16 protein-coding genes and 1 tRNA gene are annotated in these 20,636 nt (G+C 60.2%); 7 read left to right on the forward strand and 10 right to left on the reverse strand.

Going from position 1 to position 20,636, the window contains the following annotated elements; genetic code table 11:
- Positions 1–288: 288 nt before the first annotated feature.
- A complete protein-coding gene (locus HW554_RS13290; protein ID WP_176909077.1) occupies positions 289–768 on the reverse strand; it encodes a hypothetical protein in 480 nt (159 codons plus the stop codon).
- Between the two features lie 141 nt (positions 769–909).
- The gene (gene hemW / locus HW554_RS13295; RefSeq protein ID WP_176909078.1) at positions 910–2,046 is read right to left on the reverse strand and encodes a radical SAM family heme chaperone HemW; all 1,137 of its coding nucleotides are present in this window, start codon (positions 2,044–2,046) and stop codon (positions 910–912) included.
- Positions 2,047–2,230: 184 nt separating this feature from the next.
- Here hemW and HW554_RS13300 point away from each other — a divergent pair, with 184 nt between their 5' ends.
- A complete protein-coding gene (locus HW554_RS13300) occupies positions 2,231–4,099 on the forward strand; it encodes a BamA/TamA family outer membrane protein (RefSeq protein WP_176909079.1) in 1,869 nt (622 codons plus the stop codon).
- A gap of 179 nt (positions 4,100–4,278) precedes the next feature.
- A tRNA-Met gene (locus tag HW554_RS13305) sits at positions 4,279–4,351 on the forward strand.
- Between the two features lie 170 nt (positions 4,352–4,521).
- On the opposite strand, the gene HW554_RS13310 is transcribed toward HW554_RS13305, so the two are convergent.
- Positions 4,522–5,004 carry a GAF domain-containing protein gene (locus HW554_RS13310; RefSeq protein ID WP_176909080.1) on the reverse strand — a complete coding sequence of 161 codons (483 nt, stop codon included), beginning with the start codon at positions 5,002–5,004 and terminating at the stop codon, positions 4,522–4,524.
- A 303-nt stretch (positions 5,005–5,307) separates the two neighbouring features.
- Here HW554_RS13310 and HW554_RS13315 point away from each other — a divergent pair, with 303 nt between their 5' ends.
- Together HW554_RS13315 and HW554_RS13320 are read left to right on the forward strand one after the other, a co-directional pair.
- The gene (locus tag HW554_RS13315) at positions 5,308–5,835 is read left to right on the forward strand and encodes a dihydrofolate reductase family protein (RefSeq protein ID WP_176909081.1); all 528 of its coding nucleotides are present in this window, start codon (positions 5,308–5,310) and stop codon (positions 5,833–5,835) included.
- An 87-nt stretch (positions 5,836–5,922) separates the two neighbouring features.
- The gene (locus tag HW554_RS13320; RefSeq protein ID WP_176909082.1) at positions 5,923–6,843 is read left to right on the forward strand and encodes a carboxypeptidase regulatory-like domain-containing protein; all 921 of its coding nucleotides are present in this window, start codon (positions 5,923–5,925) and stop codon (positions 6,841–6,843) included.
- 70 nt (positions 6,844–6,913) lie between these two features.
- Here the strand turns inward: HW554_RS13320 and HW554_RS13325 are convergent, their stop codons facing one another.
- From HW554_RS13325 to HW554_RS13340, 4 genes are all read right to left on the reverse strand, one after another.
- Positions 6,914–7,594 carry a phosphatidylserine decarboxylase family protein gene (locus HW554_RS13325; protein ID WP_176909083.1) on the reverse strand — a complete coding sequence of 227 codons (681 nt, stop codon included), beginning with the start codon at positions 7,592–7,594 and terminating at the stop codon, positions 6,914–6,916.
- Positions 7,595–7,913: 319 nt separating this feature from the next.
- On the reverse strand, positions 7,914–9,209 hold the full coding sequence (locus HW554_RS13330) for a Glu/Leu/Phe/Val family dehydrogenase (protein WP_176909084.1): 1,296 nt from the start codon (positions 9,207–9,209) through the stop codon (positions 7,914–7,916).
- A gap of 145 nt (positions 9,210–9,354) precedes the next feature.
- Complete coding sequence (locus HW554_RS13335; protein WP_176909085.1) at positions 9,355–10,263, reverse strand: phosphatidate cytidylyltransferase; 909 nt, start codon at positions 10,261–10,263, stop codon at positions 9,355–9,357.
- 190 nt (positions 10,264–10,453) lie between these two features.
- The gene (locus HW554_RS13340; RefSeq protein ID WP_176909086.1) at positions 10,454–11,503 is read right to left on the reverse strand and encodes a CPBP family intramembrane glutamic endopeptidase; all 1,050 of its coding nucleotides are present in this window, start codon (positions 11,501–11,503) and stop codon (positions 10,454–10,456) included.
- A gap of 159 nt (positions 11,504–11,662) precedes the next feature.
- Here HW554_RS13340 and dusB point away from each other — a divergent pair, with 159 nt between their 5' ends.
- On the forward strand, positions 11,663–12,652 hold the full coding sequence (dusB, locus tag HW554_RS13345; RefSeq protein ID WP_176899583.1) for a tRNA dihydrouridine synthase DusB: 990 nt from the start codon (positions 11,663–11,665) through the stop codon (positions 12,650–12,652).
- A gap of 155 nt (positions 12,653–12,807) precedes the next feature.
- Entirely contained in the window at positions 12,808–13,776 is a 969-nt protein-coding gene (locus tag HW554_RS13350; RefSeq protein ID WP_176909087.1) for a DMT family transporter, read from the forward strand.
- A gap of 128 nt (positions 13,777–13,904) precedes the next feature.
- Here HW554_RS13350 and HW554_RS13355 read toward each other — a convergent pair whose 3' ends face one another.
- Both HW554_RS13355 and HW554_RS13360 read right to left on the reverse strand, forming a co-directional pair.
- Positions 13,905–14,480 carry a hypothetical protein gene (locus HW554_RS13355; RefSeq protein WP_176909088.1) on the reverse strand — a complete coding sequence of 192 codons (576 nt, stop codon included), beginning with the start codon at positions 14,478–14,480 and terminating at the stop codon, positions 13,905–13,907.
- A 104-nt stretch (positions 14,481–14,584) separates the two neighbouring features.
- Positions 14,585–15,004 carry a DoxX family membrane protein gene (locus HW554_RS13360; protein ID WP_176909089.1) on the reverse strand — a complete coding sequence of 140 codons (420 nt, stop codon included), beginning with the start codon at positions 15,002–15,004 and terminating at the stop codon, positions 14,585–14,587.
- Between the two features lie 184 nt (positions 15,005–15,188).
- Here HW554_RS13360 and HW554_RS13365 point away from each other — a divergent pair, with 184 nt between their 5' ends.
- Positions 15,189–17,963, forward strand: coding sequence for a TonB-dependent receptor (locus tag HW554_RS13365; RefSeq protein WP_176909090.1), 2,775 nt, complete (start codon positions 15,189–15,191; stop codon positions 17,961–17,963).
- A gap of 239 nt (positions 17,964–18,202) precedes the next feature.
- Here the strand turns inward: HW554_RS13365 and HW554_RS13370 are convergent, their stop codons facing one another.
- Entirely contained in the window at positions 18,203–20,479 is a 2,277-nt protein-coding gene (locus tag HW554_RS13370; RefSeq protein WP_246285221.1) for a M3 family metallopeptidase, read from the reverse strand.
- Positions 20,480–20,636: the final 157 nt, after the last annotated feature.

Consider the following 20,636-nt stretch of genomic DNA (forward strand, 5'->3'; position numbering starts at 1 on the left):
CCTACTGCCCGGCATGGCCCCGGTACGGCCCCGGTACGGCTTGGCCCGACGGGCTGCGCAAGCACGGTAGGCGCCCCAACGGAATACGGCCCGCTTCCTCAACCGAGGAGGCGGGCCGTATTCCGTTGTAGACTCTGTTGATGGAAACTCCGGCCTCATCAAGCCTGAAATGACCTCCACCATGTGCTCCGGCGAGCAATTGTTTTGTATCGTTAAGCGGTGGCCCCAATGGGTCTGTAGCGCCTCTTATTTCCTGCTATTCTGTATGTTGCCCCGCTGGGTATGTAGCTATACCACTCGTAGAAATACTCCTTCCAGATAGAATATATTGTGCGGCTGCTCGGCTTCGTATTCGGCTGCTTCTTCCTCTTCCTGCACACTTATGTCGAAGGGTAGCTCTTCTTCCTCTTCTTCACCAAATGGCTCATCGGCCGGATAGGTACAGGAGAGCTTGAGAGCTACGTTTGGCAATGGAATAGGAGCGCTGGCTTCGGTCGTGTATTCGAGTAAGCAGGGCCACTCCTGAACAGTGGCTAGTGCATCGGCAATGTCTTCCTGCAACACCGGCGAACGAGGGCCTGCTAGGCGCAAAAGCAGATCGAGCTGCTGAAAGGGTAGGCCTAGGTGAAAGAAGTGCGTATCCCCGTCGAAATCAGTAGTCGCCCAGATGGTCACGTCGTCGGAATTATCGAAAACGATGGCGGTAAGGTGCACCTGCTCAATGAAGAAATCTGTGTCATCGGCCAGCGCATCAATCAGTCTTCTCATCTTTTTTCGGTTGGCGGATAGGAGCGGCCGGGTGTTATGGCCGGTTACTGTTTCCAAAGAAATAACAAAAGAGTCAAAGCGGTACTACCAACCCCCGGAATATTGGGGCGGCAGTTGTCTTATTGATTCGCCATGTCGTTATCAGCCCGCCTGAAAAAGCTCCAGTGTGATGTGGTCGGCTAACAGCTTGCCGGCATCGGTCAGGCGCAGCCAGCCGGCTTCCAATGTTGCCAGACCGGTGGTTTGGAGCTGAGCCAGGTAAGCGGCACAGGTAGATGGAAGGTCAATGCCTAATCGGTCGCGTAGGTGGTTAAGGTCGCAGCCACGAGCAGTGCGCAGGCTGGTCATGAGGTATTCGTTGGCTTGATCCAGCGGGCTGAGGACCTCTGTAGTGGCTGGTACGGTGCCTTCTTCGAGTATGGCGGCTACGTAGCGCGGATTGTTGGCCAGCGTGGCGTGGCGGCTGTGGCCATTGAAGGAATGAGCGCTGGGCCCCAGGCCCAGGTAAGGTACACCGGCCCAGTACGCTGAGTTGTGGCGCGACTCGCGGCCGGGCTGGCAGAAGTTGCTGATTTCGTACTGTTCGTATCCGTGGCGGGCCATTTCGGCCAGTAGCAGCTCAAACTGCCGGGCCACGAACTCATCGGGCGACGGCAGAAACTTGCCCTTGCGCAGCTGGCGGCCAAACACGGTATCGGGCTCTATGGTGAGGGCGTAGCAGGAGAGGTGCGGTACCTGGAGCGCAAACGCTGCTGCCATATCAGCCTCCCAGATGTGGTGGTTGGGCGCGGAGATACCATAAATCAGATCCACCGAAATATTCTCGAAGCCGGCATCCTGGGCCCGGCGTACAGCCTCGCCCGACTCCAGGGCCGAGTGGGCCCGGTTCATGAGGCGCAAATGCGGCTCGTGGAAACTTTGCAGGCCGATGCTGAGCCGGTTGACGGGCGAGGCCGCTAACTCGCGTACTTTGGCTGGCGTCAGGTCGTCGGGATTGGCTTCGAGCGTAATTTCGGCATCGGCGGCCACTGTAAATTTATGGTTGATGGCCGTGAGTAGCTGGTCCAGTTCTGCCGCCGAAAGCAGGGAGGGCGTGCCGCCACCGAGGTAGATGGTTTCAACGGTTGCTCCTGGTTCCAGGTAATCAGCCCGCAGATCCATCTCGGCTACTATTGCCTCCACCAAACGGCTCTTCAGACCCATGCTGGTGCTGAAGTGGAAGTCGCAGTAGTGGCAGGCCTGCTTACAGAAGGGGATGTGGAGGTAGATACCAGGCAAGGAGAGGGGCAGAAAACGGCTGAAAGATGCCCGAAGCGGGCCCGCCAGTACGATGTTCCGGCGGTTACTTATGCTTATGCCAAGCCATTCGGCGAGGCGGGGCCACCGGCTACGAAGCGCGTTCCGCTACCCAAAAAGTATCTTCGGGAAATTAAACGTCGCGGTTCGCGTTGCACTGGCACAAATGTACGTCCGCATCCTCTGTTTCTGGTGTTTGCTGCTGAATGCGGCCGGGTGGGCGGCAGCCCAGGGCAGCACGCCGTTGAATCCGGCTGCTGCGCCGGTTTCGGCTATGCCCGCCATTTCCCCGCCGCCCGACTCGGTGCGTAAAGCTATGCCCGCCCTGCCTCGGCCAGTGCGGCCCGTGGTGTTGCGCCTCGAAACCGAAGCTGCCGATGAAGCCCTGTTACGGGCCTACCGCTATCGCCGGCAGCTGTCCGACTCGCTGGCTGCCCTGCGCGAGGTGCGTACGCTGGTGCTGGCGCTGCAGGCCGATGCTTACCTCACAGCCTCGGCCGATGAGCTACGCTGGGGCACCGACGATACACTGCGCGTGCGCCTGTACGTGGGCGAGCAATTTCGTTGGGCCCGGCTACGCAACGGAAACCTTGGCGACGCGCTCCTGGAGCGGGCTGGCTTCCGCGAAAAGCTCTACCAGCAACAGCTGTTACGGCCCCAGGAATGGGTGAAGTTTCAAGAAAGCGTGCTTCAGGAGGCCGAAAACCAAGGCTACCCCTTTGCCACCGTAGGACTCGACTCGCTGGCCCTGCGTGGCACTGCTATTGAGGGCCGGGTGGTATTGCGCCGGGGACCGGCTATTGTGTTCGACTCCATTCAGATTATCGGTCAGACCAAAACCAAGGCGCGCTTCCTGAGCAGATACCTACAGATAGAACCCGGCGAACCATTCAGCCAGCAACGCCTGCTGGAGGCCGACCGCCGGTTGCGCCAGTTGCCGTATCTGCAGGTGAAGGCCGCCCCCGAAGTTCGTTTTGCCCGGGGACGGGCGCGGATATACTTCCTGCTTGATGACCGTACGGCCAACCAGTTCGATGCCATTGTGGGCGTGCTGCCCAACCCCAACCCGGGCCTGGGCCAGAAGAAGGTGCAGATAACCGGCGACATTACCCTGAACCTGCGCAATATCGGGGGCGGGGGAAAGGGATTGGGCGTGCAGTGGCGCAAGCTCGATGCCACCTCCCAGCTGCTCGACGCTCAGTACCTGCATCCCACGTTCTTTGGCACTCCGCTGGAAGTTAGTGCCTCGTTTAACCTGCTCAAGCAGGATACATCCTTTCTCACTACCCGGCCGCGGGTGCAGGTGGCTTACCCCACGGCCCGGGCCGGCCGGCTGGCTGTGTTCTTCGAGCAGCGCAATTCCCGCCTGCTCAACCAAAATTCCACCCTGCAACAGGCTACCAGCCTGCCCGACAACGTGGACTCGCGCTTTGGCTCCTACGGCCTCGACTATACCTGGAACACGCTTGACGACCCTTATTTTCCAAAACGAGGACTGCTGCTGAGTGGGCAGGCGGCTATTGGTACCAAGCGCCTGACCCCTAACTCCGACGTGAAACCCGAGCTATACAATGACCTGGCCCTGCGCACCCGCCAAGTGAGCCTGGGCTTGCGGGCCGAGCGTTATTTCCGCCTCGGGCGGGCGGGGGTGCTGCTCACGCGGCTGCGCGGCGAGGCCCTGCTCAACGACCGGCTGTTTCTCAACGACCTATTCCGACTGGGCGGGCTGGCGACGCTCCGCGGCTTCAACGAGTTGAATTTCTACGCCAGCCAGTATGCGGTAGGCACGGCCGAGTTTCGCCAGTTCACCGGCCCCGATACTTACCTGTTCGTGTTTGCCGACCAGGCTTATCTGCGCCGCGACCTGCCCAACGACCCCTATCCGCGCGATACGCCTACTGGCCTGGGGGCAGGCCTGAGCTTCCGTACCGGCGCGGGCCAGTTCCAGTTCGTGTACGCCTTGGGGCGCAGCGAGCAGCAGCGTTTCGGGTTAGGCTCGGGCAAAATCCACTTCGGAATCACTAGTCGGTTTTAGGCAGCAGGCGTGTTTGATGGGCTGAGTAGGCTTGCCAGAGGATGGCTAATGGGTGGTCGTATGGGCACTGACTGATTTTTTGCGCTTGATTATCAGGGGGGATAGCGTAACAGTGGGGTTTTTATGGCCGTTCATGCTGCTTTTCCCAAAAAGCCTGGTACATTTGTATTACCAAACAGTGCGGGGTGGAGCAGTTGGTAGCTCGTTGGGCTCATAACCCAAAGGTCACTGGTTCGAGTCCAGTCCCCGCTACCTAAAAGGGCGTTTCCATTACGGAGACGCCCTTTTCTTTTATATGGTGCTGTAGCAAGTACGCAGCTCAGGCTGACTTATCGATGAACGTATTGGAAAGACCAGGGGCCGCAACTGATGTTTTCAGTTGCGGCCCCTGGTCTTTCTGGCCGGTAGCCAGCTCAGATACTTTAGAACCAGCTGGCGGCCAGCTGCGCGAGCTGCTCCAGAAATTGCTGGTCGGTGGTATCGAAGTCGTTGAGTTGGTCGCTGTCGACATCGAGCACGGCCACCACGCGGCCGTTCTGGATGACGGGCACCACGATTTCGGATTTCGAGGCGGAGCTGCAGGCAATGTGGCCGGGAAACTGCTCTACGTCGGGTACGAGCAGCGTAGTGGCTTGGGCCCAGCTGCTGCCACACACGCCCTTGCCGTGCCGGATACGGGTGCAGGCAATAGGGCCCTGGAAGGGGCCGAGTATTAGCTCATCGTCTTTTACCAAGTAAAATCCCACCCAGAAAAAGCCGAATGCCTGACGTAGCGCGGCGGCGGTGTTGGCCAGATTCGCTACTAAGTCGGGCTCGCCGGTGGTTAGGGCAGTGAGCTGGGGCAGCAGCTGGCGGTATTGGTCGGCTTTGCTGAGGGTTGTATCGAGCAGGAGTTCTTCGGCCATGCGATAAGGAAGTGCAAAGAAAGGAGTGGCGGACTGGGGCACCGGTTTGGTGCGGGTACAAAGATACGGTGCTAACCGGGTGCCCACTTAACGAGGGAGTCACTTCCAAATCTCGACTGAAAAATGGAAATTAGCTTACTGGTTAGATTCAGCCGGATTGCTGGTGTTATTCAAAGACAAAGCACCGAACCCCAATCCTGATAGCTGCCTAGTTCGTACCAGCTACCAAACCGGGCCCGACAGCCGGCGCGGCACGTTTTACCAAACTCTCGCTCTTCTCCTCCAACCAAACCCCACCCCTGCATGCGTAAAGTTGTACTCTATATTGCCATCAGCCTCGATGGCTATATTGCCTCACCCGATGGCTCGGTGGAGTGGCTGCCCACAGCCGACCAGGACTATGGCTACGCCGAGTTTCTGGCCAGTGCCGATGCGACGCTGCTTGGGCGCGGCACGTACGAGCAAATACTCGATTCGGGCTCCTGGCCCTATGCCGGGCTCACCAACTACGTGTTCAGCCGTCAGTCCCCAACCCAGACGCCCGATGCATCGGTACAGTTCGTTAGTGGCGAAGCGCTGGCTTTTGTGCGGGAGCTGCGCCAGCAGCCCGGGCGTACCATCTGGCTTATCGGGGGCAGTACGCTGGCCTCGCCGCTGCTCACAGCCGGCCTGGTCGATGAGTTGATGCTGCTGGTGGTGCCGCGTGTGCTGGGCTCGGGCATCCCACTCTGGCGCCACCAGGCGCAGCCCCAGACGCTGCAGATGCTGCGTACCCAAACCTGGCCCGACGGCACCGTGCTACTGCATTATCAGTTGCCCAAAAAGGGTTGATTTAGGCTTAACTGAATGAATGGTAAAATCGGCTAGCTTCGTGGCATCAGCCGGCTTTCCGTTTGTATGCCTTCCCAATTTCCTTGTTTGCTTGCTGCCACAACGTTTCTCGTGGCTCTGGCCCATCCGTTGAAGGCCCAACGCACCCTTACTGGCACCGTGCAGGACAGCCGAGGGGGCGCAGTACCCTTTGCCGTGCTGGAGTTGCCGGCCCAAAAGATAGGAGTGCAGGCCGATGACGAGGGACGCTTCTCACTGCCGTTGCCCGCCGCCCTTGCGCCCACCGACTCGCTGAGTGTTTCGGCGCTGGGCTATGCGAGGCAGCGCGTGCCGGTGCCGGCCGGGGTTACGGCCACGTTGCGGCTGGCCGCGCTGCCCGTGTCGTTGAACGAGGTGGTGGTGCGGCCAGGTATAGCCGAGTGGGTGGGGTTGCTAGTTGGGCCAACCAAGCACGGCGGTTACCAGCAAAACCGTCTATCACGTGAAAGTAACAGTGGCTGGCAGATAGCCCGCCTGTGCCAGCCGCCTACCGACGGCCACCTGACGGCCGTGCGCTTCTTCGTGAAGTCAAGCATAGGTTGCAGTAAAGTAAGCATGCGGGCTCCTTTTCGGGTACGCATATATGCGGCAGATGGTCCTGATGGTAGCCATGGAACTGACTTGCTAACAACATCTGTGCTGGCGGCAGCGACCGAGAGGGGCTGGGTGACTGTGAATTTAGATCGTTATGGAATAGAGTTTCCGCAGCAAGGAGTATATGTGGCAATGGAGTGGGTGTATACTTCCGACGAGTTTCTATGTACGCATACCTACACTAATCCTGATACCCGACAGAAGAGTGAGGGATTTACCTACGGTCAGGTAATAGCCGCCGCTCGATTACCGGCAGCGAAGTCTCAAACTTGGTATTACACTATCAAGTATGGCTGGCTCAAAATGCAAAGCCGAAGTATAGCCGGCCCAGCAACAATAGACGATGCCGCCATCCAGGCGCAATTCCACTCATAACTCTTAAAACAGCAGCGGCGGCCTCCGAATCGGGAGCCGCCGCTGTTGTTTGGGAGGTACCACCAACTGCTTAAAAAAGGCTTGGCGGTGGCGTTTTGAGCTGGGCAATGACGGTCTGGCCGCCTTTTACCTTTTCGCCAATCTGTACTTTTACTTCAGTGTCGAGGGGCACGAAGATGTCAACCCGCGAGCCGAACTTGATGAAGCCGAACTCCTCACCCTGGCTTACCTCGTCGCCTTCGTTTACATACCACACAATGCGGCGGGCCATGGCTCCGGCAATCTGGCGGAACAGCACCAGCGGGCCGGCTTCCGATTCCACCACCACTGTGGTGCGCTCGTTTTTGGTGCTGCTTTTGGGGTGCCAGGCTACCAGGTAGTTGCCGGGATGGTACTTGAAGTAACGCACGATTCCCGAAATCGGGTTGCGGGTGATGTGCACGTTAATCGGCGACATGAAGATGCTGATCTGCATGCGCATATCGTCGAAATACTCGGGCTCCTGCACGTTCTCAATTACCACCACCTTGCCATCGGCCGGGGCGATAATCAGGTCTTCGTGGGTGAAGAGACGGCGGGCCGGGCTGCGGAAAAATTGCAGCAGAACCAGGAACATGATAACCGAAATGCCGGCGAAAACCTTGTTGAAACCACCGTTTTCAGCGTTGTAGCGAAACAGCAGCAGGTTCACGACCAGCAGCGCCAGCAGTGTAAAAAACAGAATCCGTCGTCCTTCCTTATGGATTTTCATACATCACTGATTTGCGCCTGTCGGCCTGAGTAAACTGATTCAGGTGGCTCGTGGCCGGTCCGTAAGTGGACCGATAGAGCATAGCGCGGATTATTGCTTACGTTGAGTTAGCCAATTTCGATGGTAGAATAGCGCTCAAAGCAGCTAGGCTACACAAAGATAGCCCGAACCAGCGGCTCGGGCTATCCGAAAACAAATATACGTGCGCAAGCCACATGTCGCGCCAAGACCCGAAAACTGCCTGACGCCGGCTGCTAAACGGTTTGTCTGTCCGGCATGCCTGCATCAGCGGCAGCCAGACACCTACGAGACCAGGGCTTTAGTAGCCGCCGCGGAACTTGTAGGTCTGGGCTACTTTGTCGATGGCTACCACGTAGGCGGCGATGCGCATGGGCACATCGTACTTCTGGCTGGTCTGGTACACCTTCTCGAAGGCGTCGTTCATGATGCGGTCGGCGCGCTCGGTTACCATTTTCTCGCTCCACTTGAAGCCCTGCTTGTTCTGCACCCACTCGAAGTAGGAAACAGTTACGCCGCCCGAGTTGGCCAGAATATCGGGCACCACCATAATGCCTTTTTCGTTGATGATGGGGTCGGCCGACGCCGAAGTAGGGCCGTTGGCGCCTTCCACAATCAGCTTGGCCTTAATGGCGTGGGCATTGTGCTCGGTGATGACATCCTCAACGGCGGCTGGTACAAGCACATCCACGTCGGTGGTGAGCAGGTCGTCGGCGTTTTCGAGCATCGTGGCACCCTGGAAGCCGTCGAGACGGCCGGCGTGGGCATTTTTATAGGCAATAGCCTCGTCGATGTCGATGCCGTTGTCGTTCCAGTAAGCGCCGCTTACGTCGGAAAGGCCCTTGATTTTCACACCCTTCTCGCTTAGCAGCTTGGCTGCCCACGAACCCACATTACCGAAGCCCTGCACTGCCGCCGACACCGTGTGCGGGTCGAGGCCGAGCTTTTTGAGGGCTGCCATGGCCGCTACCATCACGCCGCGGCCGGTAGCCTCGGTGCGGCCCAGCGAGCCACCCATTACCAGGGGCTTGCCCGTTACCACGGCCGGCGAGGTGCCGCCCACGGTCTTCGAAAACTCGTCCATTAGCCAGGCCATCTCGCGCGGGCCGGTGCCCATGTCGGGAGCCGGAATGTCGCGGTCGGGGCCGAATACGTCCTTCATGGCCAGCGTGTAGCCGCGGGTGAGGCGCTCAATTTCGCCGGCGCTCATTTTGGTTGGCTCGCAGATGATGCCACCCTTCGCGCCACCATACGGAATGTCGACCACGGCGCACTTCCAGGTCATCCAGGCCGCCAGGGCTTTCACCTCGTCGAGGTGTACGTTCTTATCGTAGCGGATACCACCCTTGCTGGGACCCAAAATGGTGTTGTGAATGACGCGGTAGCCCTCAAACACGCGCACCTTGCCGTTGTCCATCGTGACGGGAATATGCACGATGACCTGCTTGTCGGCGGCCTTGAGCACTTCGTATGTTTCCTCGTCGAGGCCGAGGATTTCGGCCGCCACATTGAAACGCGACATCATCGATTCGAGCGGGTTTTCAGCATCAACGCGGGGAGCCGGCTCTTTGTACTTGTAGACCGTGGTAGCAGCCATACGGGTGGGGATTGGGTGGGGGGAATAAGATAGCGGCCCCGAAAAAACGGAGCCGCGGGTGGAATTCGTAAGCAAAGGTAGACCTTTACTTTGGAGTGGGGAAGGAGACGGTAATGCAGGCGGGCGCGCGCCGCTTAGCGGCTGATTATGAATCGAAAATCAGCTTCAGAACAGCCAGCACGGGCAGGATAAACAGGAAGGCATCGAAGCGGTCGAGCAGGCCGCCGTGGCCGGGCATGATGCGGCCCGAATCCTTGACGCCTACGCTGCGCTTGAGCATGGATTCGGCCAGGTCGCCGAGCGGGCCGAACACGGCTACCACGCCAGCCACTATCAGGCGGTAAGCCAGCGAGAGTTCGGGCAGCAGCCAGCCCAGGGCCGCACCCACCAGCAGCGTGAGCAGAAAGCCGCCAACGGCACCCTCCCAGGTTTTGCCGGGCGAGATTTTAGGAGCCAGCTTATGCTTGCCCATGCTTTTGCCCGCCGCGTAGGCTCCGATATCGGAAGCCCAGACCATAAACAGCAGCGCAAACACGCGGCGGTAGTCATAGCCGCCTGATCCACTGAAGGCTACAACCGTGAGCAAGCTCATGGGCAGACTCACGTAGAGTAGCCCCAGCAGGGCCACGCCCACATTGGAAAACGGCGCAAACGCCTGCTCAGCGCGGGGCCAAGAGTACATTTCGCGCAGAATCAGCAGTACCGGCAGCAGCACAATCAGGCCCACCGCCGAGTTGCGCAGGTAGCCCATGTCGGCCACGGCCAGCGGTACGGCTGCGTTGGCCAGCGTCCGGAAATCGGTGAGGGCAGCCACGCTGGCAAACAGTAGCAGACTGATGCCCACGCCCAGCATGGCGGCCGGCTTGTAACCCGCCTGGCGCATCATGCGGTAGAACTCCAGCAGCATTCGGGCCTGCACTACCACGAAAAGCAGGGCAAACGTCCAGACACTGAACCACACGCTGCCCAGCAGCAGTACGGCTCCCAGCACGCCAAAAATAATGCGCTGACTTAAGTTGGACATCGGGGCTTTGGCGGCGGCGGGCTCAGACAACGGTTTGTAGGCTATTAGCGGACAGCCAGTAGCTGTTCGCTTTTGAGAAATAGAAGGGGGAAATGCCAGGCAGGCAAAGCAATGGTCGGCGGCTCAATCTCCGCACAAAATCTGAAACCTGACAGGCATTGCCTGGCGAAAATAGGATTTCAGTACGAAAGCTACCAGCAAATAGCTCTCCGCTAAGAGCTCAGGAATTGGTTGTATCCACGCCATCGTGGCTGAGGGTGCGGGCGGGTGGGAGCGGGGCGTCGGCGGCGTGCACCACGGCCACACCACGGCGGCCCAGGGTGTGCATTTCGGTGGGCGGGCCGTCGGAGAAGGGGCGCTGCATGCGTTGGTAGAGGTACCAGAGCAGGAGCGAGCTGAGCAGCAGCGAAGCCAGCACCCAGGGCAGGGGCAGAGCCTCGGTCGAATCGGGGTCGAAATCGGTGGCCGACCATTCGCGCTGCTGGGCATACAGCAGCACCAGCTGGAAGGCGTTCTGGGCGAAGTGGGCCGCCATGGGCACCAGAATGTTGCCGCTCCACTCGTATAAATAGCCCAGCACAAGCCCCAGCATGAAGCGTGGGAAAAAGCCCAGAAACTGGAAGTGAATGGCGCTGAAAATGGCCGCCGCCAGCCAGATGCCGACGTGCCGCGAGCTGGTCCATTGCACGAGGTTGCGCTGAATCACGCCCCGGAAAAACAGCTCCTCACTTACGGCGGGTATCACGGCAATAACCAGCAGCGCCACCACAAAGCGGGCCGGCGACGAGAAGCGGGTCAGGTACTTAATGGTATTCTGGGCCGTGGCTTCGGCCTGCCGGGCCAGCTCCTCCCAGTGGGCCAGGGCCTCGGGCAGGTGCAGCTTGGCATTCCAGGAAATCAGTACCGACATAGCCGGCATACTGGCCACGATGAGCACGGCCGCCAGCAGCAGCCAGCCAGGCGGTATCTGGCGGCGGGGAGTAAAGTAATCGGGCAGTTCGTAGCCCGTAAGCTTGGTCAGCGCTACGGCCGCCCCCCCAAACCCACCGAGTAGTAGCAGGCCCTGGCTGAGCATCGAAACTTCCCAGCCGTTGGCGTAGTTGCTGGGCTGCTGCTGCACATTGCCCAGCGCCGTGAAGCCCACCCCATACAGCAGGTTGCTGATAATGGCAATAAGGAGTGTGCTAAGCACGCCCATTACGGCCAGCAAAATCAGCAGCAGACCCAGGTTGGCTAGCGGGTGCAGCCGGCTCGAAACGAAACCTTTCATGTCGGGGGCGGGGTTGGGGGTGGATGGGGCCGGGCCCCTAACTAATCGTAAATTTGCGCAAAATACCAGTGCCAGCCCCAACGGGCCTGCGCCGGTGCCTTTTTCGTTATCAATCAAAAGCTGCCAGCTAACCGCTGCCAGCTATCAGCTCAAAAATAAGTGGTCCATATCCGCAACATTGCCCTGCCCGATTTCCCGCTGCTGCTCGCGCCCATGGAGGACGTATCGGACCCGCCGTTCCGGGCCGTGTGCAAGCAGGGCGGGGCCGATTTGATGTACACCGAATTCATCTCGTCGGAGGGCCTGATTCGGGCCGCCGCCAAGAGCCGCCAGAAGCTCGATGTATTCGATTACGAGCGGCCCATCGGCATCCAGCTCTTCGGTTCCGATGTGGCCACGATGGGCGAGTGCGCCCGCCTCAGCACCGAGGCCGGCCCCGACCTGATCGACATCAACTATGGCTGCCCCGTGAAGCAGGTGGCCTGCCGGGGCGCGGGCGCCGCGTTGCTGCGCGACATTCCGAAAATGGTAGAAATGACGGCTGCTGTAGTGCGGGCGACCCACCTGCCGGTAACCGTGAAAACCCGCCTGGGCTGGGACGAGGACACCAAGAACGTGGAGGAAGTAGCCGAGCGCCTACAGGATGTGGGCATCGAGGCCCTCACGGTGCACGGCCGCACCCGCGTGCAGATGTACAAGGGCGACGCCGACTGGCGGCTGATTGCGGCCATCAAGAACAACCCGCGCATCAAAATCCCCATCTTCGGCAACGGTGATATCGACTCTGCCCAGAAAGCCGTGGAGTACAAGAACCGCTATGGCGTGGACGGCATTATGATTGGCCGCGCCGCCATCGGCTACCCCTGGATTTTCCGGGAGGTGAAACATTACGTGGCCACCGGTGAGCTGCTGGCCCCGCCCACCGTGGAGGAGCGCGTGCAGGCCTGCCGCATGCACTTCGAGAAAAGCCTGGAGTGGAAGGGCCCACGGGCCGGTGTGTTCGAAATGCGCCGCCACTACGCCCAGTACTTCCGCGGCCTCGAAGGGGCCCGGCAGTGGCGTAGCCGCCTCGTCGATACCAACGACCCACTGGAAATCCACCGCATCCTCGACGAAATAACGGCCGCTGAGCCGGTGCTGGTGGGGTAAGTCTACGTGTTTATCAGAACGTCATGCTGAGCTTGCCGAAGCATCTCTACCGCTTCACTGAGGTTGTTCAGCGAAGCAGCAGAGATGCTTCGGCAGGCTCAGCATGACGTTCTTTTGTTGCTTTCTTCGCCCGTCCTGCTTCCACTCCTGCCCTTATGCCCACTACTACCCCCGCCAACCCTACTGCCGCCCCCACCGCTCCAGCCGCCGTTGCCGCGTCGCCGCTGCCCGCCCCAACGGCCACGGCGTGGGCGCTGCTGTTGGTGCTGGCTGGCATCTGGGGTACCTCATTTATTCTGATGAAGAAGGGGTTGCTGGTGTTTTCGGCGCTGGAGTTGGGGGCCGCCCGGGTGAGCGTGGCGGCGCTGCTGCTGCTGCCGTTTGCGTTGCGCCACCTGGGCCGCGTAAACCGCGAGAAGCTGAAGTGGCTGCTGCTGAGCGGTGTAGTGGGCACACTGCTGCCGGCTTTCCTGTTCGCCTACGCCGAAACCCGGCTGGCCTCGGGACTGGCGGGGGTGCTCAATGCCCTCACGGCCGTATTTACGCTGGTGGTAGGGGCTGCCTTTTTCGGCCAGAAGCTTACCGGCCTGCGGGTGCTGGGTATTGCGCTGGGCCTGGCCGGCACGTTGGTGCTGATGGTGTTAGGCGGTAGCGCCGCGGCCGGTACTGCCCCCGCCGGCGGGGCCGGCAACGCCTGGTACGGTCTGTTCATTGTGGCTGCCACGCTGGGCTACGGCGTGAGTGTAAACGTCATCAAGCGCCACCTGAGCGATATTCCGGCCCTGGCCGTAACGGGGCTGCTGCTGCTGTTTATTGGCGGGCCGGCGCTGGCTTTTCTGCTCGTGGGCACCGGTTTTCTGGGTAAGCTGGCCACCGTGCCCGGGGCCTGGACGGCCTTCGGCTACATTGCGTTGCTGGCTACCATGAGCACGGCCGTGGCCATGGTGCTTTTTAATAAGCTTATTCAGACCTCTACGGCCCTGTTCGCAGCTTCCAACACCTACCTCATTCCGGTAGTAGCCCTGGCCTGGGGCGTGCTCGACGGTGAGGAGTTCAACCTCTGGCACCTGCTGGGCATGGTCATCATCCTAGTCAGCGTCGCCATTATCCACCGAGCGAAGTAAGTGAATGATAGCTGTCATGTAGGGGTGGGGCTTGCCCCTGCCCGCCGTTGAGCATGACCAAACGGAACCGTTCAACGGCGGGCGGGGACAAGCCCCGCCCCTACGTCGTGCCGCAAGCATTCAATTACTCACTCCGGCACGTACGGCCACGCGTGGAACCGCGCGGGCAAGCCTAGGCGGGCCGGGTGGGCGGCTAGGTAGGCCAGCACGCGCTGCTGCTCGGCTTCGTCCTGGATAGGTAATTCGTGGGAGCCGGGGTGCCAGAAATCGGCCTCGGGCGGGAGCTGGCCGCGTAGCAGGCGGCGGGCCTGGGCGGCGGTGCGCTGGTGCAGCAGCTCAATGGTTTTATAGAGCGATAAGCCCGCGCCCGCTGGCAGTACCAGCACGGCATGCAGGTGGTTGGGGAGCAGCACGAAGCCCGGAACCCGCAAACCCTGCTCCTCCAGCATCAGCAGCTCGCCCGCTACCAGCTCGGCTATTTTCTCGCGGCCCAGGTAATCGGGGCCTACGGTATGGGCATCGAGCAGCGCATCGAAGGCGGCGAAGAACTGCTTTTCGGCACGGTGGCCGGCCGCAGCGGGGTAGGGGGCGGTGCGGGCGGCGGCCTGGGCCGCCAGGTAGTGAGCGTGCAGCTCGCGGCCGGCGCGGGCAGGCACCGAGCCGGCCAGGCGTAACGTCAGCAGAACGGTTTCGTTGGCAGCCACGGCAGGTATAACTGGGTTGAAGGCAGGAAGATAAGCTGGAATGCCACGCGTGCAAAACCAGCTTGCTGCCTGGTATGCCTCAGCCACCGGCCTGTTTTGCGCAGCTACACCACTTCCGGACGGCCGAGCCGCCGGTCGAGGCATAGGCGGTTGTGCTGGGCGTGCAGGATGAGGGTGATAATGAACAGGCCGTAGAGCATCTGCGAACCGACCGTTGCCCATTCTTCGAGCAGGCTGCTGCCCACCACCAGGCTTATAATCACCAGCATAGCCGCTGCCAGTGCCGGGCGGGTAAACAGGCCCAGCAGCAGCACCAGCCCAATTCCGCCTTCCACGAAGGGCAGCGCCGCGGCAAACACGTCTACCAGCGGCGCGGGCAGGGGCGTAGCCGCGAATTGCTTTACCAGGCCCGCCCGGAAGCCGGCCAGCTTGGGCAGGCGCACCAGGCAGTGCATCAGAAAATTTACGCCCAGCAGCAGGCGTCCCAGTACAAAGGCCAGTTCGGGGTTGGTCAGGTTCGGCATCTGTCCCCATACGTCTCAACCAGCCCCAGGGTGCGCTACGGGATTACACAGGCTATCTGCAAAACAATTAAAGCTAAGTTCTGCCCGGGTTTATACCACGTTCATCGAAAAATACACTGCCTCTGCTTGGATGGAGCCTACGTTTGTGCCCCCATTACACACGTCCCCGGGCATTCTCACTCGTATGAAGTCTTATTACCCCTCGCTGCTGGTTACTACGGCCCTGTTGCCGCAATTGGCCTCGGCTACTGCAGTTTCTGCTGTAACAACTCCTGCTGTTTACAACGCCGCTGTTTCCCCCAACTTGGCCGAAGCATCTATATCCGGCAAGGTGCTGACCGATAAAGGCATACCTCTGCCGGGAGCTACTGTTTTCATCAAAGGCACCTTCATTGGCACCAGCACCGATCAGCAGGGCAGCTTCCGGGTAAGCGCCGACTTTGCAAATGGCCCGGTAACGCTGGTGTTTTCTTACGTAGGGTTTGATACCCGGGAAGTATTGCTCCAGGCGCCCGATCAGGCCCTTAATGTGGGCCTTTCGCCCAGCGCCACCCTGCTGAACGAAACCATCGTATCGGCCTCGCGCATTGAGGAAAGCATTCTGCGCGCTCCGGTAACCGTCGATAAGCTCTCGACCCGCCAGATTGAGCGCATTACCACGCCTGAGGTGCTGAGCGGCCTGGGTCAGGTAAAGGGCATCGATGTGAGCTCGGCCTCCATGTTGTTCACCAGCATAAGTACCCGGGGCTTCAACACGGCCAAATCGGAGCGCGTAATTCAGCTGGTAGACTACATGGATACCCAGTTGCCTTCCCTCAACCTAAGCCCTGGCAACCTGGTTGGTATCCCGGAGCTGGATATGGAAAGCATCGAGATTATCCACGGCCCGTCTTCGGCTCTTTATGGTGCCAATGCTCTGAGCGGGGTAATCCTGTTCAACTCCAAAGACCCCTTCGTGTATGAGGGGCTAAGCGTGCGCCTGCGCGCCGGCCAGCGCGATTTGCTGGATGGGCAGGTGCGTTACGCCAAAAAAATTACAGAGAAACTCGCTTTCAAGATCAACGCCAGCGCCTTCCGGGCCGATGACTGGCTGGCGACGAACTACGAGGCCACCCAGAGTTCGGCAAACCCCGCCGGCTCCACGCTGGGCTACAATGCGGTAAACCGTTACGGAGAAGGAGGATACGCGTTCAATCCTTTTCAGCAACTGCCGGGCGGCACCAACCCGGAGTTGTACGGAAAAACAGCCTACCTACCGGGCTTTACGGAGCAGGAGCTGATTACCAACGATAACCGGACGTCGTCGTACCGCTTGGGCGGTACTGTTTCGTACCTGCTGCGCGACGACCTGAAGCTAACCGTAGAAGCCAAACGGGCCGAGGGCACTGCCACCTACCAGAACCTGAGCCGTTTCCGGGTGAAGGGCCTGGGCTCGAACCAATACCGCGCTGAGTTGAAGAGCAGCAAAGGGTTTGTGCGCCTGTATAGCACGGAGGACTTCTCCGGCAACTCCTACGAATTCAACCAGTTGGGCTCCCTGATTCAGCAGGCGCCCACTACGGAAGGCGGGAGCGTAAGCTACCAGAACCTGTTCTACGCCACCTACAATGCTGCCTACAGCCAGGCCCGCCAGGCCGGCCTGGCGCCCGATGCGGCGCTGGCGGCGGCTCAGTCGGCGGCCAATAGCACCCAGCTTAAAACCTCCGATCCACGTTTCACCACCCTGCGCAACCGCATTGTGGATAACCGGACCCCAGGTGCCGGCGCCCAGCAGTACTTCAACTCCTACCTGCACGACATCAGTGCTCAGCGGCAGTTTACCCTCGGCGAGGCGGGTACCAACCTGGTAGTGGGCGGGGCCTACCGCCAGTACCGGCTGGGTTCCGATGGCCTGCTGTTCTCCGATCGGGATGGTAAGCGCATCGTAAACTACGAGTATGGCGTTTATGGCCAGCTCACCCAAACCGTATTCCAGGAGCGCCTGAAACTGGCCCTGGCCGGCCGGGTCGATGAGTTCAAGAACTTCAAGCCGTCTTTCTCCCCTCGGGCATCAGCCGTGTATTCGCTGGGCGAAAACAAGCAGCATAACTTCCGCGCCAGCTACGGGCAAGCGTTCCGCTCGCCTTCGCAGCTGGAGCAGTATCTGTACAGCGACATTCGTAATGCCGTACTGCTGGGCAACGCCGCCGACGGGTTCCGGGGGTACAACGAGGCGTTGTTTGCCTCGCCCCAAACGTTTGGCGCGGCCGTTTCCAATCCCGACCTGCTGAAAACCTACGAGGCTAACATCAGCCCGTTGAAGCTGGAGCAGGTGAAAACAGCCGAAATTGGCTACAAAGGTGCGCTGATTGCCAACCTGTACGCCGATGTAAGCTATTTCCGGAGCCGTTATGATGGATTTATCGGGGGCCAGCTGTTCGTTGGCAATACCGATGGCAGCCAGCCGACCAGAGCACAGCTACAGGAGGGCTACCCTACGCTCTATACCAACCAGAGCAAGCCCACCCGCGTGCTGTACACGTATGCAAACAGCAACCAGGAAGTGAAAACCCAGGGCGTTACGGCGGGTCTGACGTATTATTTCAACCGCGGCTTCAACCTGACCGGCAACTACTCGCTCAACGTTATCGACAAGAGCGACCTGCCCGCTGGCTTCCAGACCTTCTTCAACACGCCCAAGCACAAGTACAACGTAGGCATAAACGGCCAGCTCAGCAACCTGAGCTACTCCGTAAACTACCGCTGGGTACAGGGCCACCTACAGGAAATGCCCTTCGCCGTCGGCCGCATCCGCGACTACAGCACCACCGATGCTTACCTGGGCTACCTGGTACCGAAGTGGGGCACTACGTTCCAGGCCGGCATTTCCAACGCCTTCGATACCAACAACACGCAGGTATTTGGCGGCCCGCAGGTTGGCCGCCTCGGCTACCTGGGTCTGCGCTTCGATTTGCAATAGAACGTAGCAAGCTGCGGAGGGCGGTGTAGGGGCGGAGCTTGTCCCCGCCCTCCGATGGGTTCGTACAACGGTCCGTTACCGAATCGTTCAACGGCGGGCGGGGACAAGCCCCGCCCCTACACCGCCCTCCGCAGCTTGGGTTAACCGCATTAGCAACAAAAGAAGGCCCCGCAACAATTATTGCGGGGCCTTCTTTTGTGCCGGCTGCACTCAGAGCGCAGCCTGAGGTTCTGACGGGGCTACTTGCGCTTGCCCTTTTTGATTTTCATCTTGACTTTTTCCGGCTGGTCCGCAGCCTGAACTGCTGGCGCGGCCGGCGTTGTCGGTGTGGCAGTCGTCATCGGGAAACCGCGCTGAGCCATCAGGGCATCAATTTTCGGGTCGCGGCCGCGGAAGGCGCGGTAGCCAGCCGCCGGGTCGACGGTGTTGCCCACCGTGAACACGTTTTTGCGCAGCCGCTCGCCCACCGACTTGTCGTAGGCGCCGCCGGCCTCGGTGAATGCGCTGAAGGCATCGGCCGCCAGCACCACCGACCACAGGTAGGAGTAGTAGCCGGCCGAGTACCCGTCGGAGGCGAATACGTGGTTGAACTGCGGCGTACGGTGGCGCATCACCAGCTCGGAGGGCATGCCCATCTGGGCCAGCGTTTCGCGCTCGAACTTATCGGGGTCGATTTTCTGGTCGCCGGCTAGGTGCAGCTTCATGTCGATGAGGGCGCTGGCCAGAAACTCGGTGGTGGCGAAGCCCTCGTTGAAGGTGCTGGCCTTGTCGATGCGGTCGACCAACTCCTGCGGAATAGGCTTGCCGGTCTGGTAGTGTAGGGCGAAGCGGTTGAGCACCTCGGGGGTAGGCAGCCAGTTTTCGAGCACCTGCGAGGGGAACTCCACGTAGTCGCGCACTACGCTGGTGCCCGAAAGCCCGCCGTAGGTAACGTTGCTCGACAGCCCGTGCAGGGCGTGGCCGAACTCGTGGAACAGCGTGGTAGCATCCGACCACGAAATGAGTACCGGCTCACCGGGCTTGCCCTTCACGAAGTTGGAGTTGTTGGACACGATGGTCGTCACTTCCTGGCCATCCATGCGCTCCTGGCGGCGGTAGGCGTTCATCCAGGCCCCCGATTTCTTGCCCGGCCGGGCGTAGGGGTCGAAGTACCAGAGGCCCACTTGCTGGCCGGTGGTTTTGTCGTTCACCTGCCACACCCGCACATCGGGGTGAAACACGGGCACATTGGTAACGGGCTTGAAGCTGAAGTTGAACAGCTCGCCGGCCATCCAGAACATACCCTCGCGCATCTTGTCGAGCTGCAGGTACTGCTTTACCTCGTTCTGGTCGAGGTCGTAGCGCTCCTTGCGCACCTTCTCGGCGTAGTAGGCGTAATCCCAGGGCTCAATTTTGAAGTCGGCCGGCGCACCTTCCTTTATGGCCAGCGCCTGCATATCGGCCACTTCCTCGTTTACGCGGGCCACGGCCGGCTTCCACACCTGCTCCATGAGCTCCATGGCGGCTTCGGGCGTTTTGGCCATCGTGTTATCGAGCCGCAGGTGGGCGTGCGTTTTGTAGCCCAGCAGCTTGGCCCGCTCGGCCCGCAGCTGCAGAATCTGGGTAATCAGGGCGTTGTTGTCATGGGCCCCGCCGTTGTCGCCGCGGTTGGTGAACATGCGCCAGGCCTTCTCGCGCAGCTGGCGCTGGTCGGAGTAGGTCAGGAACGGGTCGACGCTGGAGCGGGTGTTGGTGATGACGCCCACCGCGGCCACTTTGCGCGAATCGGCGGCGGTTTTGGCTCCGTCGCGCAGCGAAGTGGGCAGGCCGCTCATATCCTGCTCGGTTTTGAGCACCAGCATTTCGTTGGCTTCATCGGCCAGTACGTTCTGCGAGAACTTGTTGAAGAGGCCGGCCAACTGCTGGTTTATCTGCGAAAGCCGAGCCTTAGCCGGGGCAGCGAGCTTCGCACCGGCCCGCACGAAGGCCTTGTAGCGCACCTCCGTCAGGCGTTGCTGCTCGGGCGTTAGGTTGCTGTTCGCCATCGAGTTGTAGACTGCCTCAATGCGCTTGAACAGGGCGGCATTCTGGGTTATCTGGTCACTGAAAGCGGCCATTTTGGGTGCCATTTCGGCCTGCACGGCGGCAAAGCTGGCATCGTTGAGCGAAGTGCCCCAGATGCCGTACACCGTTTCTACCCGGTCGAGGGTGCGGCCGCTACGCTCCATGGCAGCAATGGTATTCTCGAAAGTAGGAGCAGCCGGATTGTTGGCGATGAGCGCAATTTCGGCCATGTTCTCAATCATGGCTATTTCCAGCGCCGGCTTGAAATTGGCCACTTTCACTTGGTCGAAAGCGGGTACGCCGCCGTAGGGGCCGCTCCAGGGCTGAAGTAACGGCAGCTTGGCAGTTGGCCCGGCTACAGCCTTGGTAGTGGCCGACGGCTGCGCCTGGGCCTCCGAGAATGTAGCACCGGCCAGGCCAAGGCCCGCCAGCAGGGGTAACAGGGGAAGGGAAAGCGAAAAGAGTGGATTCATGAGGTAAAATATCGGGCGGAAAAACGGACTATATGCGAATATACAACGTGCCCGACGGCTCAGAATTCCCTGGCCAGCCCAAAACCTGCTTCTGGGAAACGAAAACGAGTACCCCGGAGTCGTGCTCCGGGGTACTCGCTCAGGGTGCTACGCCAAC

The sequence above is a fragment of the Hymenobacter lapidiphilus genome (assembly GCF_013377885.1).
Taxonomy (GTDB): Bacteria; Bacteroidota; Bacteroidia; order Cytophagales; family Hymenobacteraceae; genus Hymenobacter; species Hymenobacter lapidiphilus.

Bases quoted from the DNA above. Each gene is read 5' to 3' on its own strand.
- HW554_RS13340 (WP_176909086.1), bottom strand. From the start codon at position 11,503: ATGAAAGGTTTCGTTTCGAGCCGGCTGCACCCGCTAGCCAACCTGGGT.
- HW554_RS13310 (WP_176909080.1), bottom strand. From the start codon at position 5,004: ATGGCCGAAGAACTCCTGCTCGATACAACCCTCAGCAAAGCCGACCAA.
- HW554_RS13350 (WP_176909087.1), top strand. From the start codon at position 12,808: ATGCCCACTACTACCCCCGCCAACCCTACTGCCGCCCCCACCGCTCCA.
- HW554_RS13330 (WP_176909084.1), bottom strand. From the start codon at position 9,209: ATGGCTGCTACCACGGTCTACAAGTACAAAGAGCCGGCTCCCCGCGTT.
- HW554_RS13290 (WP_176909077.1), bottom strand. From the start codon at position 768: ATGAGAAGACTGATTGATGCGCTGGCCGATGACACAGATTTCTTCATT.
- HW554_RS13325 (WP_176909083.1), bottom strand. From the start codon at position 7,594: ATGAAAATCCATAAGGAAGGACGACGGATTCTGTTTTTTACACTGCTG.
- HW554_RS13315 (WP_176909081.1), top strand. From the start codon at position 5,308: ATGCGTAAAGTTGTACTCTATATTGCCATCAGCCTCGATGGCTATATT.
- HW554_RS13300 (WP_176909079.1), top strand. From the start codon at position 2,231: ATGTACGTCCGCATCCTCTGTTTCTGGTGTTTGCTGCTGAATGCGGCC.
- HW554_RS13360 (WP_176909089.1), bottom strand. From the start codon at position 15,004: ATGCCGAACCTGACCAACCCCGAACTGGCCTTTGTACTGGGACGCCTG.
- HW554_RS13370 (WP_246285221.1), bottom strand. From the start codon at position 20,479: ATGAATCCACTCTTTTCGCTTTCCCTTCCCCTGTTACCCCTGCTGGCG.
- HW554_RS13365 (WP_176909090.1), top strand. From the start codon at position 15,189: ATGAAGTCTTATTACCCCTCGCTGCTGGTTACTACGGCCCTGTTGCCG.